This is a genomic window from Planktothrix pseudagardhii, assembly GCF_904830925.1.
Classification (GTDB): domain Bacteria; phylum Cyanobacteriota; class Cyanobacteriia; order Cyanobacteriales; family Microcoleaceae; genus Planktothrix; species Planktothrix tepida.
Genome location: NZ_LR882967.1, coordinates 3,805,494 through 3,820,770, shown reverse-complemented (window position 1 = coordinate 3,820,770; position 15,277 = coordinate 3,805,494). Strand labels below are relative to the sequence as shown.

17 protein-coding genes and 1 tRNA gene are annotated in these 15,277 nt (G+C 40.1%); 13 read left to right on the top strand and 5 right to left on the bottom strand.

All coding sequences use genetic code 11. The features are described 5' to 3' along the window. Nucleotides 1–112 precede the first annotated feature (112 nt). From NMK36_RS16190 to NMK36_RS16175, 4 genes are all read left to right on the top strand, one after another. The gene (locus tag NMK36_RS16190) at nucleotides 113–643 is read left to right on the top strand and encodes a hypothetical protein (RefSeq protein WP_072719220.1); all 531 of its coding nucleotides are present in this window, start codon (nucleotides 113–115) and stop codon (nucleotides 641–643) included. 68 nt (nucleotides 644–711) lie between these two features. Continuing rightward, nucleotides 712–978 carry a hypothetical protein gene (locus NMK36_RS16185; protein ID WP_072719221.1) on the top strand — a complete coding sequence of 89 codons (267 nt, stop codon included), beginning with the start codon at nucleotides 712–714 and terminating at the stop codon, nucleotides 976–978. A gap of 148 nt (nucleotides 979–1,126) precedes the next feature. Further along, nucleotides 1,127–1,303: a hypothetical protein gene (locus tag NMK36_RS16180; protein ID WP_186440354.1), complete on the top strand. Its 177-nt coding sequence runs from the start codon at nucleotides 1,127–1,129 to the stop codon at nucleotides 1,301–1,303. A gap of 102 nt (nucleotides 1,304–1,405) precedes the next feature. After that, entirely contained in the window at nucleotides 1,406–3,004 is a 1,599-nt protein-coding gene (locus NMK36_RS16175) for a peptidoglycan-binding domain-containing protein (RefSeq protein WP_254174176.1), read from the top strand. Between the two features lie 106 nt (nucleotides 3,005–3,110). Here the strand turns inward: NMK36_RS16175 and NMK36_RS16170 are convergent, their stop codons facing one another. Beyond that, nucleotides 3,111–3,656, bottom strand: coding sequence for a transcriptional repressor (locus NMK36_RS16170; RefSeq protein WP_254174175.1), 546 nt, complete (start codon nucleotides 3,654–3,656; stop codon nucleotides 3,111–3,113). Nucleotides 3,657–3,811: 155 nt separating this feature from the next. Next, entirely contained in the window at nucleotides 3,812–5,062 is a 1,251-nt protein-coding gene (gene sigC / locus NMK36_RS16165) for an RNA polymerase sigma factor SigC (protein WP_254174174.1), read from the bottom strand. A gap of 597 nt (nucleotides 5,063–5,659) precedes the next feature. Here sigC and psbZ point away from each other — a divergent pair. The 8 genes from psbZ to NMK36_RS16125 all read left to right on the top strand — a co-directional run bounded on the left by psbZ (nucleotide 5,660) and on the right by NMK36_RS16125 (nucleotide 11,284). After that, nucleotides 5,660–5,851 (top strand): photosystem II reaction center protein PsbZ, encoded by a 192-nt coding sequence (psbZ, locus tag NMK36_RS16160; RefSeq protein ID WP_072719225.1) that lies wholly within the window; start codon nucleotides 5,660–5,662, stop codon nucleotides 5,849–5,851. Between the two features lie 352 nt (nucleotides 5,852–6,203). After that, nucleotides 6,204–7,481: an RNA-guided endonuclease IscB gene (iscB, locus tag NMK36_RS16155; RefSeq protein WP_254174173.1), complete on the top strand. Its 1,278-nt coding sequence runs from the start codon at nucleotides 6,204–6,206 to the stop codon at nucleotides 7,479–7,481. Between the two features lie 72 nt (nucleotides 7,482–7,553). Continuing rightward, entirely contained in the window at nucleotides 7,554–8,114 is a 561-nt protein-coding gene (ribH, locus tag NMK36_RS16150; protein WP_190516507.1) for a 6,7-dimethyl-8-ribityllumazine synthase, read from the top strand. Between the two features lie 103 nt (nucleotides 8,115–8,217). Then, nucleotides 8,218–8,289, top strand: a tRNA-Gly gene (locus NMK36_RS16145). Between the two features lie 103 nt (nucleotides 8,290–8,392). Beyond that, a complete protein-coding gene (locus tag NMK36_RS16140; RefSeq protein ID WP_254174172.1) occupies nucleotides 8,393–8,896 on the top strand; it encodes a hypothetical protein in 504 nt (167 codons plus the stop codon). A 71-nt stretch (nucleotides 8,897–8,967) separates the two neighbouring features. Further along, entirely contained in the window at nucleotides 8,968–9,192 is a 225-nt protein-coding gene (locus NMK36_RS16135) for a type II toxin-antitoxin system HicB family antitoxin (protein WP_254174171.1), read from the top strand. Between the two features lie 419 nt (nucleotides 9,193–9,611). After that, nucleotides 9,612–10,025 carry a hypothetical protein gene (locus NMK36_RS16130; RefSeq protein WP_072719228.1) on the top strand — a complete coding sequence of 138 codons (414 nt, stop codon included), beginning with the start codon at nucleotides 9,612–9,614 and terminating at the stop codon, nucleotides 10,023–10,025. Further along, complete coding sequence (locus tag NMK36_RS16125; protein ID WP_254174170.1) at nucleotides 10,022–11,284, top strand: glutamate-5-semialdehyde dehydrogenase; 1,263 nt, start codon at nucleotides 10,022–10,024, stop codon at nucleotides 11,282–11,284. Before NMK36_RS16130 ends, NMK36_RS16125 begins: the two co-directional genes overlap by 4 nt. On the opposite strand, the gene NMK36_RS16120 is transcribed toward NMK36_RS16125, so the two are convergent. Further along, nucleotides 11,281–12,114 carry an acyl-CoA desaturase gene (locus tag NMK36_RS16120; RefSeq protein WP_254174169.1) on the bottom strand — a complete coding sequence of 278 codons (834 nt, stop codon included), beginning with the start codon at nucleotides 12,112–12,114 and terminating at the stop codon, nucleotides 11,281–11,283. The genes NMK36_RS16125 and NMK36_RS16120 overlap by 4 nt on opposite strands. A gap of 85 nt (nucleotides 12,115–12,199) precedes the next feature. Between NMK36_RS16120 and NMK36_RS16115 the strand changes: the two genes are divergently transcribed. Further along, the gene (locus tag NMK36_RS16115; protein ID WP_254175194.1) at nucleotides 12,200–13,432 is read left to right on the top strand and encodes an aminotransferase class I/II-fold pyridoxal phosphate-dependent enzyme; all 1,233 of its coding nucleotides are present in this window, start codon (nucleotides 12,200–12,202) and stop codon (nucleotides 13,430–13,432) included. Between the two features lie 155 nt (nucleotides 13,433–13,587). Here NMK36_RS16115 and NMK36_RS16110 read toward each other — a convergent pair whose 3' ends face one another. Both NMK36_RS16110 and NMK36_RS16105 read right to left on the bottom strand, forming a co-directional pair. Further along, on the bottom strand, nucleotides 13,588–15,045 hold the full coding sequence (locus NMK36_RS16110; RefSeq protein ID WP_254174168.1) for an NB-ARC domain-containing protein: 1,458 nt from the start codon (nucleotides 15,043–15,045) through the stop codon (nucleotides 13,588–13,590). Beyond that, complete coding sequence (locus tag NMK36_RS16105) at nucleotides 15,024–15,236, bottom strand: hypothetical protein (RefSeq protein ID WP_254174167.1); 213 nt, start codon at nucleotides 15,234–15,236, stop codon at nucleotides 15,024–15,026. The genes NMK36_RS16110 and NMK36_RS16105 overlap by 22 nt, the downstream gene beginning before the upstream one ends. Between the last annotated feature and the right edge of the window lie 41 nt (nucleotides 15,237–15,277).

Here is a 15,277-nt window from a genome sequence, read left to right as displayed (position 1 = left end):
GATTATGGGCGAGGTCTTCTCGCCTCTACAGTGACATTTATTTTAGCACTAATTGACTCACATCTCAACAGTAAATCAATATAATTGATTGATAATAACAGGAGGCAAAACAATGATTTTAACAGTCAAAGATGATCAAAATCTTATCCGCAAAACTGATAACTTTCTCGAACAGTTAAACGAATTAAAACTCGATGAAAGCTTAAGCTTAATTGATCAATATTTGAGCCAATTTACAGCAACCGAACTCTTAGCATCGAAAGAATGGTTAAGACAGGAAAAGTTTTATCGTAAACCGATTTTACAATTAACATCTATGAGTGTGATTGCATTTTTATGGAATCCCAGTGATATCACAGAATATCACCGCCATCATAATTATCAAAATGGATTTTCCCATGCTTTTATTAAAGTATTAAAAGGAAAAGCCTTTCATGAAGTTGCAGAAATTGTTGATGAAACTAAACCCTTTATTAAACTTCGTCAATGTTATAGCGAAATTGTCAAACCAGGAATGATTACCCAAGTTCAACCCGAACAAGCTCACGCTTTAGGTAACTTTGGATGTGGACAAATGTTGAGTATTCACCTGTATATTACCCCTGTTAAAAACGTTGATGAACAATTTTGTTTAATTTCCTAAAACTTAGAAGTCTGGGTGAGATATTCCTCACCCCCAAAAACAAATTACAATCAGAAGGTAAAACTATCATGAAAAACAATAATTTTCAAACAGAATGTACAAGTCCTTTCTGTCTGTGGGTAGAAGATGTTAAATACCCTAATCAACATTTTGTTTGCTTAAAATGTACCCGTGAACGCTGGATTAATCGTCCCTTTGATTTCACAAATTTGGTTATTATTGTGAGTGCTATTTCTCTTTTAATCCTGTTAATTGCTCGTCCCCAGTCTCCGCAGCCTCAACCTCCCATTCAACCTAATATTGGAGAAGAAACCCTCAATCCTCGTTATCTTTAATCGTTAATTCTCCTACAGATTGATTAAGAAAAGTATCCAAATTTAAAGCTTAATTGCAATTTCAGTCAAAACTGATAAAATTTTTCGGTCTAAGTGATAGGGTTAAAGCCATTCAAACATAACGGCTTTAATCTTACTCACCTAGATTATGAACCCCAAACCTTCACAACGCGATCCCCTAGAATCCGCCGTCACCGCAGCATTAGGCGCGGGTGTAGCCACTTCTTTTGCGGTAAGTCAAGGTCAAAGTCCTTGGGTTGCTTTAGGAATTACAGCCTTTGCTGCGATTGTTGCGTTAATTTGCGATCGCGCCGGATTAGTTTGAATCTCACTTTTAACCCTGATCTACAATGGGGGAAACAAACCCTTCTAAAAAGGATTTTGTGGAAGGTTTAAGTTGATCAATAATGTTTCCTCCTGAAAAACCATGATTGAATCCTATGCGTTTCTGGCCTTAGCCTTAACCTACGAAGATCCAACTTCTGATCCATTCTCAGGATTGAATGACGTTAATTGGAAAAAGCTTTCCAGTCAAACCTACCGCTACTTTCTCGGTTTAGCCGTAGCTGTTTCAGTCTTAACCGTCGCCCAAACCGCCCAAGCTTTAGTAATGTCTGGAGATTCGGGCACCCAAGTCAGGCAAATTCAACAACGTTTACAAGAACTGGGCTATTTTAATGCGAATGTCACAGGTTATTTTGGCAGTCTGACTCAAGATGCGGTGATTCGCTTTCAACGAAATGCAGGTTTAACAGCCGATGGAATTGTAGGCCCCCAAACGCTCAGAGCCTTGGAATTAGTTACCAGCGAACCGTCTAATCCTGGTAGTAATCGAGACTTAATTGGTCTGGGACGGGGAGACAGTGGCCCCGGCGTTTCAGATTTACAGAGACGGTTACAAACCTTGGGTTATTTTAACCAACAACCCACAGGTAACTTTGGAACTGTCACGGAAAATGCCGTGATTCAACTCCAGCAGGACTACAATCTTCCAACAACGGGTTTGGTCACAGAAGCTACCCTCGCCGTCCTCAATAGTGGCCTTAATTCGGGTCAGAATGCTGTTTTACCCGGTACAACGTTACAGCAAGGCGATCGCGGATCTGCGGTTGCCACATTACAACAAACGCTACAAAACCTCGGCTTTTATGATGGCAGCATTACAGGATATTTTGATGACCAAACAGAAGTAGCTGTTCAACGGTTTCAACAATCTCAGGGGCTCTCTGCCACTGGAGTCGTTACATCCACAACATTAGTTGCTTTAAATCTTTATGTTCCTGGGGTTCCCTCTAATCCTCAGTTTGATAATATTCTTCGATTAGGGAGCCAAGGCTCTGCTGTTCGGATATTACAAGGACAACTACAAAGACTAGGATATTACACGGGGATAGTCGATGGTGTATTTGGTCGATCTACCCAACAAGCTGTGATCAATTTTCAACGCGCTTATGGGATTACCGCAACCGGAGAAGTAGGGCCGACCACTACGTTCTATCTAGCAAGTGCAAGAACAGCCAACACCTCTACTCCAATGTTCACTCCTCCCTCTCAAATCCCCATTGTTCAACATCCTATGGCTCCTGTAACCAGTCCTTTATCAACAGTTTATTTTGGAGATAGCGGAGCAGAGGTTAGAAAAATTCAACGGCGTTTACGCGAGTTAAACTATTATAATGGCCCCATTAATGGCTTCTTTGATACTGCAACTCAAGAGGCTTTAATTTGTTTTCAACGCTCCTCTGGAATTACAGCCACGGGAATTGCTGGCCCAACAACTCAAACCTATTTGTTTAATATTCAACCCCTTTCTGCAACCCCAACTCGTACCGTTTTAGTCGCACAAATGGCTCCGCCTATTTCCGGTTCAACCAACATTCAACAGTTGCAACAAACATTAAGAATTCAGGGACTTTATAATGGCCCTATTAATGGAATTTACGATAGTTCAACACAACAAGCTGTTGCACAAGCCAGAGCTTTTTATGGCCCTAGTGCAGATACCATTCTATTTGGAGGGCTATAAATAGTAACTCCTTTTGACAACAATTACACGGATTGAATACAGGTTTTAATAAGTCTTATCTTTCCCTAATCGTCCTAATTTAATCTGTGCAATCTGTGTAATCCACCTAATCTGTGTTCCCATTTTCCGTTAACTCATAATCCATTTCAAAATTACAATCGGCAATTGCTTTAGAACAAGTCCAATTACTAGAAATTAGCGACGGCCAACCCATGCGTAAAGCTTCATGACAAATGGTATGAATTGTTAATTGACAATCTAATAAATGAAACCCCGATTTCTCCGCTTGCTTCATGCTGGTTTTAGAAATGGAATCATTTTTAAATTCAATCGTTTTATTACACTGAACGCAAACTAAATGATGATGGTGATGGGGATAAGGTTGATTAATTTCATAATGTTTATGGCCTTCAGCCAATTCCAATTCGCGTAAAATTCCCATCCGTGCCATTAACTTCAATGTGCGATAAATTGTCGATAAACTAATCGCTTCTCCTCGGCTTTTCAATAAATTGTACAGATCCTCCGCACTTAAATGATTTCCTTTCGGTAAATTCTGAAAGACCTGCAAGATCGTTTCCCGTTGGGGAGTTAACCGCCAGCCTTTATCATTGAGTTCGGATTTAAACGAGACTGTTGTATATAAAGCCATACGTTAAACTGTTTTCAATAAAGCTTGCATACTGACAATAATACACAACAAATTTCCTGATTGTCAAAAAAAAACAGCTATTGAAAATAGCTGGCTTAAGAGTTCAGAGTAACAGATTTTAAATTCTGACTGCGGGCTGCTCTGGCGTTCTCAGATTAGCTCAGGGACTCCAGATAATCCCGAACCCGGTTACGACGTTTCGGTTGGCGTAGTTTTTGCAACGCTTTCGCTTCAATTTGGCGGACTCGCTCCCGTGATAATTCTAGCGCTCGGCCAATTTCAGCTAAGGAATAGGGATGGCCATCTCCCAACCCATACCGCATCAGAATCACATCCCGCTCCCGACTGGTTAAATCCGCCAACAGGTGTTGTAAATCCCGATGCAAAGATTCTCGCATCAGTAATTCTTCCGGTGTCACCTCTTCGGTTTCTAATAAATCCCCTAATTCTGTATCTTTATCCGTCCCGACTTTCGTTTCTAAAGAAACAGAACGAGGAAACCGTAACAAGACTTCTCGCACTTGAATCGGAGTCATCTCTAACTCTACTGCAATATCATCAATGGTAGCAGTACGACCTTTTTCTTGAGAAATTTTTCGTTGGGCTTTTTTAATTTTGTTGAGTTTTTCGGTAATATGAACGGGTAAACGAATTGTGCGGCTTTGGGTTGCGATCGCCCGCGTAATGCCTTGACGAATCCACCAATAAGAATAGGTGCTAAACCGATATCCCCGCGTTGGGTCAAACTTTTCAACAGCCCGTTCTAGTCCTAAAGTTCCTTCTTGAATTAAATCGAGAAGTTCTAAACCCCTATTTTGATATTTTTTCGCCACCGAAACCACTAAACGCAGATTGGCTTTAATCATCTGGTCTTTGGATTTTAGACCTTCGGCTTGAATTGTATCCAATTCTTCAACGGTTAAACCCACAATCTCCGCCCAACGTCGTTTCCCGGCGGCTAAAATTGGCTTCAGTTCAGTCACATCAACCCCCCCTGTTGTCGCCCATCGTTCTAAAGACGGACGATGACCTAACTGGGCGGATAACTGATCCCGGGTTTTAATCAGACGCACATAAACGTTGATTACACCTTCTTCTTGGCTGGCTGCATTATCCCGTAATTCAACTAACCTCAGATAACGCTGAACTTTTTGAGCTTCTGATACTTCTTCATCTCGTCCTAACAGACGAACTCGACCTATTTCTTGAAGATACAGTCGAACCAAATCCGTTGTGCGACGATTCACTGATTTCTGGAGTTTAGCGTCGCTGGCATCCTCTATATCCAGATCAATTAAATCATCCACATCAGACTCCAGGTGATTATTTATAAGATCTTCAGGTTCAGAATAGCCCTCAAAAGGCTGGTTCGAGTTATTGTCGGCATAGATTTTAGTGGCTGGCATAGTTTCTATCTCAGTTGATCTGGATAATTGAGAGGCTGCACTTACGGGGATTAGCTAACCAAGGAGATGCCCACTGCTGAATGACGAACTATCAAGGTTCTCAGTTCCCTTCTATAACTTATACTGCCCAAGGATCTATCGTTTTAGGTCAAGCCTAGAAAACAATTCGATCATGGGCATTGACAAGCAAAAGGAGTAAGATCAGGTTAGCAATATTTATTTTTAAATGACTGCCTTGCTAGTTAGTATATTGGTTAGTATAGGAATAAGCTGGCATTTTAAAAGTGATTCCGGTCAAACCCTCAATTAATTGTCATCACCTCTTACAAGCGCTTCAGATCACTACAGATATATTTTGTCTTTTTTGTTACAAAACTTAATGTTTACGATGGACTGTTAACTGATTACCCATAACCCCTGTTTACCTTGTCTTCTGATGCCCTTGTCTTCCCGACTTCCCTCTTCCTGAGAGTAACAGCTTAACGACTTCTCAGAGGTGGCAATTTCTGGTAGTTTTAACTATGAACCGCTAAACAGGATTCGGTGAGCCTGTCAGCAGTATTTTTACTTACTGCCAAGTCAAGTTGGGAGAAAAAAATGTTAACAATTCTGTTTCAAGTTGTCCTTGCGGCACTGGTGATTTTATCTTTTGTGATGGTGGTGGGCGTTCCCTTTGCCTATGCCGCCCCTCAATATTGGAGCCAATCTAAGCCTTTGCTCTATGTGGGTTCTGGTCTTTGGTTCGCATTGGTCATTTTAGTAGGTGTATTAAACTACTTAGTAGTTTAATTCATTGGCGGAATTGGGGGTTAGAGGGTTTAGGACAATTCCCCTAAGCGATTTAACCTACAATTCCGCATGGGTCTTTAAACAAAGGATAACAAGAGTCAACAACCCACCACTAATCGGAGTACCGATATAGTGGGGGCTTGAAATATAGCCCAAGTTGACCAGACTGAGTACCTTTGCGGTACTACGTTGGCGGTAAGTGTTAAAGTTCTTACCTACAAATGCGAAGCTAGTTTGTAGCTCTAAAACTTAAAAGTTAAACAGGTTTAAAGGGTTAAGCCAGTGCTTTTAAGAAAGTACCGACCGCTAACATTGTCGAAGCTAACTTTACCCTAGAAATAGGAGTTATTTCATGTCTAATTACGTTTTCGTAATTGATACAAATAAACAGCCTCAAACCCCAATACATCCTGCTCAAGCTCGATTGTTATTAAATCAAGGTCAAGCTGCTGTTTATCGTTGTTATCCGTTCACTCTTATTCTGAAGGAGTCAAAACCCAAGCCCAAAATAGAACCAATTCCTCTCAAAATTGACCCCGGTTCAAAAACAACCGGGATTGCATTAGTTCAGGGAAACAAAGTAATTTGGGGAGCAGAATTGACTCATCGAGGTCAAGTCATTAAAATGTCTTTGGAATCCCGACGTTCATTACGCCGTTCCCGAAGAAATCGTCATACTCGATATCGTCAAGCACGGTTTTTAAACCGAAAAAGACGTGAAGGTTGGTTAGCTCCCAGTCTTCAACATCGAGTCGAAACAACTTTAACTTGGGTGAATAAATTAATTAAGTTTGCACCCATTAGTTCAATTGTTCAAGAGTTAGTCAAATTTGACTTACAACAACTTGAAAATCCTGAAATCTCTGGAATTGAATATCAACAAGGAGAGTTACAAGGATACGAAGTTCGACAATACTTACTGGAGAAATGGAGTAGAAAATGTGCTTACTGTGGGATAGAAAACGTACCCCTAGAAGTAGAACATATTCATCCTAAATCCAAAGGCGGAACTGACCGGATTTCTAATCTTTGTTTAGCTTGTCATGACTGTAACCAAAAGAAAGGGAGTCAAGATATTCAAGATTTTATGTCGGGTAAACCTGACTTACTGCAACGGATTTTGAGACAAGCCAAACAACCATTAAAAGATGCTGCTGCGGTTAATTCAACTCGAGGGTCACTGTTTAACCGATTAAAAGAAACAGGTTTATCTGTTTCTACGGGTAGTGGGGGTTTAACTAAATTCAATCGAACTCGATTAAACTTACCTAAAACCCATTGGTTAGATGCAGCTTGTGTTGGGAAAGTTGAAGCTTTAAGGGTTTTAACTAATAAACCTTTGTTGATTAAGGCAACAGGTCATGGTTCAAGACAAATGTGTCGAACAGACAAATTTGGTTTTCCCTCTCGTTATGTTCCCCGCTTTAAATTTGTCAAAGGCTTTCAGACTGGAGATATTGTTAAAGCTGTTGTTACCAAAGGCAAGAAAATAGGAACCTATTTTGGACGAATTGCTGTTCGTTCTAGCGGAAGTTTTAATATCACAAGAAAAGCAGCAATTATTCAAGGCATCAGCTACAAATATTGCACAACAATTCACAAAAAGGATGGTTATTTGTATGCAACATAGACCCCGACCCCTTTTTCCTCTCACCGCTAATCGGAGTACCGATTTAGCGGGAGTCTCCAAAGGGGAAGACAGATGACGGTTTTTGAGGGGAATTTTACTCAAACAGACTCCCTGCGGTTTGCAATGGTGATTGGTCGGTTTAATGATTTGATCACAACCAAACTATTAGAAGGATGTCAAGATTGTTTAAAACGACATGGGATTGATCCTGATCCCCAGGGAACACAGGTTGATTATGTTTGGGTTCCCGGAAGTTTTGAGATTCCATTAGTCGCCCATCAGTTGGCCTTAACCCGTCGCTATGATGCGATTATTTGTTTAGGGGCTGTAATTAAGGGACAAACCCCCCATTTTGATTATGTCTCGGCGGAAGTCTCGAAAGGGATTGCAGCAACGGCGTTTCAAACGGGTGTTCCGGTGATTTTTGGGGTGTTGACGACGGACACGATGCAGCAAGCCTTAGAACGAGCCGGAATTAAGGCCAATCACGGTTGGAACTATGCGATGGATGCGATTGAGATGGCAAATTTAATGCGTCAAATCAAGCAAAGTTCAACATTACCCCCAACAACGGTGGATTCTACAGCAATTTTATCGGCTAGTCCCAGTCCCGCTTTGACTGGGGAAACCTAGAATCATCAGTCCGAAACACCTTAAACCCTAGGCTTAAAAAAATTTTGGAATAGGGGTTGACAAATCTAAAGATTTTTGGAATCATAGAAAAGGTGAACGGTTTGCGGGTGTAGCTCAGTGGTAGAGCGTCACCTTGCCAAGGTGAATGTCGCGCGTTCGAATCGCGTCACCCGCTTAAAGAAAATATAGGGTAACTTGTTAACGGGGTGATTTATTAATCGCCCCGTTAATTGTTTACAGGAATATCCGGTAAGCCTAAACCCCGGATAAAAAAATCCATGAAACTTATAGAGCATAATTCTAATCAACTGATTTTTAAAGACTCTACTGTTGGATCTTGGATGATTAGATTGGTATGTACTCCCTTTTTAATTTTAGCTGTTCTGGGATTTTTTTTAGTCATTACTGAAAAAGTTTTTCCAAGTTTCTTCATCATTTTTTGTTTGGTTGTGGGTATTTTCGGAGTTTTCTGGACTTCCACTCAAACGGTTTATCTGAATAAAAGCCAAAATAAATTAAGAATTGAAACCCAAAGATTATTAGGAACAAAAAGACTAGAATATCCACTCGACAACCTCAATGTTAGGGTGGAAAAAACTTCTTTTCGCGTCAAAACCTATAGTTCTCTATTAAAAAGTCAAAAAGAACCCATCTACATCGTTGTTTTAGAAATTGCTTCTAATGCTCAAACTATCAATATTTCTAGTAATTATAGTTTAACCCGAAATCAAGCTGTTGAAATTGCTGATCTGATTCGTACTTTTCTGAATACACCACCGTGAGAAGCCTTTTAACCGATTAATGTAGTAGTTACAGGAATTCAACTTGCTAAAATCAAGGAGGATCAACAACAATGAAAAGCTCTTATACTATTATTATTCAATGGTCAGAATCAGATCAGTGTTATGTGGTTAGTCTTCCTGAATGGGGAGAACATTGCCATACTCATGGAGATAGCTATGAAGAAGCGTTAAAGAATGCACAGGAAGTTTTAGAATTACTGATAGAGTCGGCGTTGAAAAATCATGAGCCTTTACCCAAACCTCAACTTTTCGGAAAAACATTAGAGAGTGTGTGAAAATTTATTAAAAATTTTGGCAATTTTGAATCAGAATCAACAAGTAAATAAGAGTGTGAAGGTGGCGATCGCTGGCTCTACAATAAAAGAGTCTAAAAGTGGCGATCGCTAGATTGAACCAGGGAACCAGGGAACAAGGAAAGCATACGAGCAAAAAATTAAGATGAGCTATCACTTAAGATAGAAAACACTAGATAGAGACAAAAATAAAAAAACTGAAGTGGTAGAATAGTCAGGAAGCTGAGTCGTGTTTAGATGATGAAGGGGTGAGACTCTAAAGGGTTGTGATATAATCTTTAACCAAAGAGAATGTTAGCAAAAGCTAACCCTTTCGGTTCAAACTTAAAGTTGACTATCATTGATTTCAGTTGCATTTTCAATCCAAATTATTACAAAAATATTAACTTAATGAATCGCTTGTGCCATCCCAAAAAGCTCAAAAGATTGATTTGAATGGGGATTATCCTTGCCCTTGTCGGCGGAGGGGGCGGTTAGTTCCCATTGCCTTAACTGAAGCCTTTGGCTGCGATCGCTGCCAACAAATTTTTGTCGTCGATGAGAGCGGTTATTGTTTAGAACAACTCGCAACCCATTATCCTTATAAACAGGCTTGGCGTTGGACAGGTCATCAATGGAACAGAGCCAGTCCAGGGTTAAGGGCGCATTATTTACCGATGGCTTTGGGAATGCTATTAGTTCCGTTAGTGATCTGGTTGCCATTAGCCTTGTATTCACCGGGGCCAAATCTTGTGTTATGGGCGATGGTTGCTGTACTGTTAGCGATGTTACCCGCACTTATGGTTTGGCTCGCTTACAGGCGTGATTCTCGATGATAATTGATGATTTCTCTTCCCTTGCTCCTGACCATCCTTTGCGTCGTGCTTACGTTGCTAGTTTTCAACTGGCAAAAACGAAAGGAATGGATCGGAGTCGAGCCTTGCAACTGATGGCAAAGGCCTTGCGATCGCGGCAGAATGATATCCTAGAAGCCAATACCCTCGACTTAGAAGCCAGTCGAGATTTAGGACTATCGGAATTAATTACAGACTGGCTGAAACTGACTCCTGAACGCTTAGAAACCACCGTTCAGATTTTAGAACGTCTGGGACAATTACCCGATCCCATTGGTCGGGTGATGAGTGCTTCCTATCAACTCGAACAGGGGCAAACTTATTATCAACATATTCCGTTAGGGGTTGTCGCCTTAATTTATGAAGCCTTCCCAGAACTAGCCGCCATTGCAACGGGGCTTTGTTTAAAAACAGCCAATAGTTTAGTGCTATTAGGCGGAACAGAAGCCACCCATTCTAATAATATGATTGTTCAGACGTTGCAAATGGCGTTAGAAGAATCAGGACTTCCTTTAGGTTGTTTAGAAATTTTGCCTTCTGAACAAAATGCCCCCATTCAAAGATTAGTCACCCAAGATCAATATCTCAATTTAGTCATTCCCTACGGACGCCCCCATTTTGTGCAGCAAGTCGTCAATCAATCTACAGTTCCCGTCCTGCGTTCCGCCATGGGAAACTGTTATTTATATTGGTCATCAACGACGAGTGTAGATACGGTGCGATGGATGATATTAGATAGTCATGACAGTAAACCCGATCCGGTTAATGCCATTGAAAAAGTTTTGATTGATCCCAATCAAAAAAGCTCATCCTTAGTTCGATTATGGAATAACTTAAGGGAAGCCGGATTTCAATTGCGTGGGGATGAAGCCCTAGCTCAAGAATTTACCGAATTAACCGCTTCCGAAACAACGGAATGGTCAAAACCTTATTTAACACGAACTGTTGCCTTTAAAGTGGTGGAAAACTTAGAAAAAGCGATCGCCTGGATGAATACCTATAGTAGCGGTCACGCTAATTGTTTAGCGACCGAATCTTACTCTGAAAGTCGAAAATTTGCCCAAGATGTCAATAGTGCTTTGACCTTTATTAATGCGTCTCCTCGATTTTCCCGTCACTTAAACCGGGGAGACGCAATCTTTCTGGGGATTTCTAACCAGAAAGGATATCGTCGTGGATTAATTGGTTTAGAAGCCCTAATGACCCTGAAACACGTTGTTCAAGGAAATCGGCAGTTTTAAATGCGTTGAGCTTCAGCATTGGCGGGGGGTAATTTCACTTTTTGGGCTAACCCTAACGCTTGTAATAGCGAAATTGTCATCCAGGTTAAATCAATTTCCCACCATTGCAAACCGTGACGGGCCGAATATTGGAAAGCATGGTGATTATTATGCCAACCCTCACCATAAGTAACAACCGCAACCCACCAACAATTGCGGGAAGCATCTCCCGACTGATAGGTTTGATACCCAAATTTGTGAGTGGCACTATTAACAAACCAGGTGCAGTGGAACATCACTACAACCCGAAAGAAAATACCCCAAACCACAAAAGACCAACCTCCAATCAGATAGAGCAATAATCCAAAGATTACCTGAATGACCAGAAAATATTTTTGGAAAAACAGATAGACTGGATCGTCTGCAATATCTTTTGTGAAACGGGGGATTTGTTCATCCGCCGGAGTATGGAACAACATCCAGCCGAGATGACTCCACCAAAACCCTTTTGTGGAATCATGGGGATCTTGATCTTGATCAGAATATTGATGATGGAGACGGTGTAAACCAATCCAATCAATCGGCCCTCCTTGGCAGGCTAAGGTTCCGCAAAAGACTAAAAAATATTCTAGCCATTTGGGAGCCTCAAAACTGCGATGGCTAACCAGGCGGTGATACCCTAGGGTAATTCCCAAGCCTCCAGTAACCCAATGTAAAAATAGAGCTAGGCCTACGGCAGGCCAGCTAAAGTTACTCGGTAAAAATGCCAGCAGTGCGGCAGCATGGAGAGACACCATAAAAGCAATGGTGATCCAGTCGGGTTTATATTGAGGTGAAGTTGCAATCGTCATGAAACGAAAATTCGAGCTTTTTTAAACGAAAGAGTCCTATTTGCGTCATAATAATGCACCGCCCCCAAATGGAGTGAGTTCGGTGATCCTATCTAGCATAGAACAACTAAAAGAAGCAGAACAGGAACTATTTCCGATTTTTTCTGGTATTGACACGCAGGTCAAGCATAATCTTCAACGAGTTTTAGATGCCTTTCGTCGCTACCGAGTGGGAACCCATCACTTTGCAGGCGTTACAGGTTATGGTCACGATGATTTAGGACGTCAAACCTTAGATCAAGTCTTTGCCGAGATTATGGGTGCCCAAGCCGCTGCGGTACGAGTGCAGTTTGTTTCTGGAACCCACGCCATTACCTGTGCCTTATTTGGCTGTTTGCGTCCTGGGGACGAAATGCTGGCGGTAGCTGGTGCTCCCTACGATACCCTGGAAGAGGTCATCGGTTTGCGGGGCCAAGGTCAAGGTTCATTATTAGAGTTTGGCATATCTTATCGTCAATTGGATCTAACTTCTGACGGAAAAATTGACTGGGAAGGCTTAAACACTGCAATAACCGCTAAAACTCGCCTGGTTTTAATTCAACGTTCCTGTGGCTATTCCTGGCGTTCTAGTTTGTCTATTGATGATATTGAGCAAATTGTTCAGATTGTTAAAAAACAGAATTCTCAGACGATTTGTTTTGTTGATAATTGCTATGGAGAATTTATAGAAACTCGTGAACCCCCTGCGGTTGGTGTTGATTTAATCGCAGGTTCTTTGATTAAAAATCCAGGGGGAACTATTGTTCAAGCGGGGGGTTATGTAGCGGGAAGGGAAGATTTAGTTGAAGCCGCAACTTGTCGATTAACAGCGCCGGGTATTGGTAGCAGTGGGGGAGCAACTTTTGATCAAAATCGGATTCTATTTCAAGGGTTATTTTTAGCACCGCAAATGGTGGGAGAAGCGATTAAAGGAACCCATTTAACCTCCTATATTTTTAATCAATTAGGTTATCGAGTTAATCCCTTACCGTTTGAACCGAGACGGGATGTGATTCAAGCCATTGAGTTAGGTTCTCCTGAGAAATTAATTGCTTTTTGTCGCGCTATTCAACAGTATTCTCCTATTGGTTCTTATTTGGAACCTGTTCCCGCAGAAATGCACGGATATGAAAGCCATTTAGTCATGGCTGGAGGTACATTTATTGATGGCAGTACCTCGGAATTTTCCGCCGATGGGCCGTTAAGAGAACCTTATATTGTGTTCTGTCAAGGCGGAACTCATTGGACACATATTGCTTTAGCATTAGAAGCCGCAATTGAAGCGATAGGACAGGTTTAAATGTTCTTCTGGTATTCCAGAAAATGGGTTTTTGTTATAGCTTTAGGTTTTTAATTCTCAATCCCTTCGCTATTTTTTTAACGGGAGAAGGAACCACAAAGGCACTAAGGCACTAAGGAATTAATATAATAAAGTTTTTGGCAAAAACCCGGTTTCTAATTCTGGGAATAACCCGCTTCTAGCATTTTTACATATTCCTTAATTACGGGTGATACTGTAAATAATGTTAACTTGTCCTGTGTCATTTTTTCAATTAATGAACGTCTCCCTAGTGATTGAATTCCTTGAAATAACTCGGATGAGGATAGAGGTGATTTTTGGGAAATTTCTGTCACCGTTACGGGTTGATTAATTTGACTTAATTCTAATATTATTTGTTTTTCTAATAAAGATATTCGTTGAAAATGTCGGTTTAATTGATTAACTGTTTCATCTCCCAAAAACAGACTATTATATTTTAAATAATCTCCGATTTTACCATTAAATAAGTCTTGAATCATTCGAGCTATAGTTTTCAACTCGTCAGGATGACCGCGATAGGTATTAATTAATTCTAGCCAGTGTTCTTGATCGGATAAATTGTACTCTTTAAAAATTTCTATCGCATTTTCTCCTATTCCATTTAAGGATAATAGTTTTACAGGGTTACTTAAACCTGTTAAATTGATGAGTTCTAAGGGCGCTTCCCAACTATTTAAAATGAAACAGCTACTATGAGAAAGTTGACCCATATTTTTAAAGAATTGGCCATAATTTTCAAATTGATTTTTATAATTTCCGGCTAATTTACCTTCTGCTAATATTTCTTGAACATTATCTAAAATAATTAAACAGCGATATTCCCGCAAATATTCAAACAATATTGATAATAATTCAGCAAGTTCTAAATCTAATATAGAATTAATATCTGTTAATAAAAAATTACTATGAGTTGGAGAAGATAAGGAGGAAATTAACTGTCTAACTAAGGTTGGTAACAAGGGAGAGTGATATAAATTCTTCCAAATAATATAGTCAAAATTATTGCTAATTTTTTCGAGGAGATGACGGGATAATGTTGTTTTACCTATACCGCTTATTCCTAATATTCCAACTAATCTAATATTTTCTTCTAATATCCAATTCTCTAAGATTGATATTTCGTTAACTCGACCCCAGATTTTGCCTATATCCGGCGCTTCTCTAATATCTTGACTCGGTAAGCTGTTTATATGACTTTCTGATTGATTTTGTGCTGCTGTTTGTCGATTTTTCCCATTCCTGCTATTCTCTAAAGGTGTGATGCGATCGCTACATAAACTCAAATTATTAGTAATTCCGATAACATTATTCAACCCAATCGTTGAAGAAACAGAAAATTGTAATCTTTCTAAAGCTGAACGAAAATTGGATTTATTAACATCTTCTCCCGATAAATTTGATAAGATTTTCCATAAATCTGAGGCGGTATCTCTAACATAACCTTCACTACAATGGATATTATCTGCAATATCAGTATATTTTTTACCTTCCCAAACTCCTTCAAGTACGGTTTTTTGCCGATCATCTAAATGTTTTCCTGTATGATTAAAAACTAGGTGATCAGCGATTTTTAAAACCTCTTGAATATCCATAGTTTTGATGGGTGTAGAAATTTTTCCGACAATTTCCGACAATTTCCGACAATATCTGACATTAAATTCCCGACATTTTCCGACATTTTCCGACTGACAAAAATTCGATGATCAAAAATAATATCAATATTAATAGTTACAATTACTTTTTTTGAGCTTGAGTCAGTGGCGATCGCTAGATTTTGGCGCATCGACAAAAGTTAAAGGAAACTTGCAAATATCAGAGGGAAAT

What these genes read in the sequence shown, in the direction of transcription:
- iscB (WP_254174173.1), top strand. Translation starts at nt 6,204, where the DNA reads ATGTCTAATTACGTTTTCGTAATTGATACAAATAAACAGCCTCAAACC.
- NMK36_RS16185 (WP_072719221.1), top strand. Translation starts at nt 712, where the DNA reads ATGAAAAACAATAATTTTCAAACAGAATGTACAAGTCCTTTCTGTCTG.
- psbZ (WP_072719225.1), top strand. Translation starts at nt 5,660, where the DNA reads ATGTTAACAATTCTGTTTCAAGTTGTCCTTGCGGCACTGGTGATTTTA.
- NMK36_RS16170 (WP_254174175.1), bottom strand. Translation starts at nt 3,656, where the DNA reads ATGGCTTTATATACAACAGTCTCGTTTAAATCCGAACTCAATGATAAA.
- NMK36_RS16180 (WP_186440354.1), top strand. Translation starts at nt 1,127, where the DNA reads ATGAACCCCAAACCTTCACAACGCGATCCCCTAGAATCCGCCGTCACC.
- NMK36_RS16120 (WP_254174169.1), bottom strand. Translation starts at nt 12,114, where the DNA reads ATGACGATTGCAACTTCACCTCAATATAAACCCGACTGGATCACCATT.
- NMK36_RS16140 (WP_254174172.1), top strand. Translation starts at nt 8,393, where the DNA reads ATGAAACTTATAGAGCATAATTCTAATCAACTGATTTTTAAAGACTCT.
- NMK36_RS16190 (WP_072719220.1), top strand. Translation starts at nt 113, where the DNA reads ATGATTTTAACAGTCAAAGATGATCAAAATCTTATCCGCAAAACTGAT.
- NMK36_RS16135 (WP_254174171.1), top strand. Translation starts at nt 8,968, where the DNA reads ATGAAAAGCTCTTATACTATTATTATTCAATGGTCAGAATCAGATCAG.
- ribH (WP_190516507.1), top strand. Translation starts at nt 7,554, where the DNA reads ATGACGGTTTTTGAGGGGAATTTTACTCAAACAGACTCCCTGCGGTTT.
- NMK36_RS16105 (WP_254174167.1), bottom strand. Translation starts at nt 15,236, where the DNA reads ATGCGCCAAAATCTAGCGATCGCCACTGACTCAAGCTCAAAAAAAGTA.
- sigC (WP_254174174.1), bottom strand. Translation starts at nt 5,062, where the DNA reads ATGCCAGCCACTAAAATCTATGCCGACAATAACTCGAACCAGCCTTTT.
- NMK36_RS16110 (WP_254174168.1), bottom strand. Translation starts at nt 15,045, where the DNA reads ATGGATATTCAAGAGGTTTTAAAAATCGCTGATCACCTAGTTTTTAAT.
- NMK36_RS16125 (WP_254174170.1), top strand. Translation starts at nt 10,022, where the DNA reads ATGATAATTGATGATTTCTCTTCCCTTGCTCCTGACCATCCTTTGCGT.
- NMK36_RS16175 (WP_254174176.1), top strand. Translation starts at nt 1,406, where the DNA reads ATGATTGAATCCTATGCGTTTCTGGCCTTAGCCTTAACCTACGAAGAT.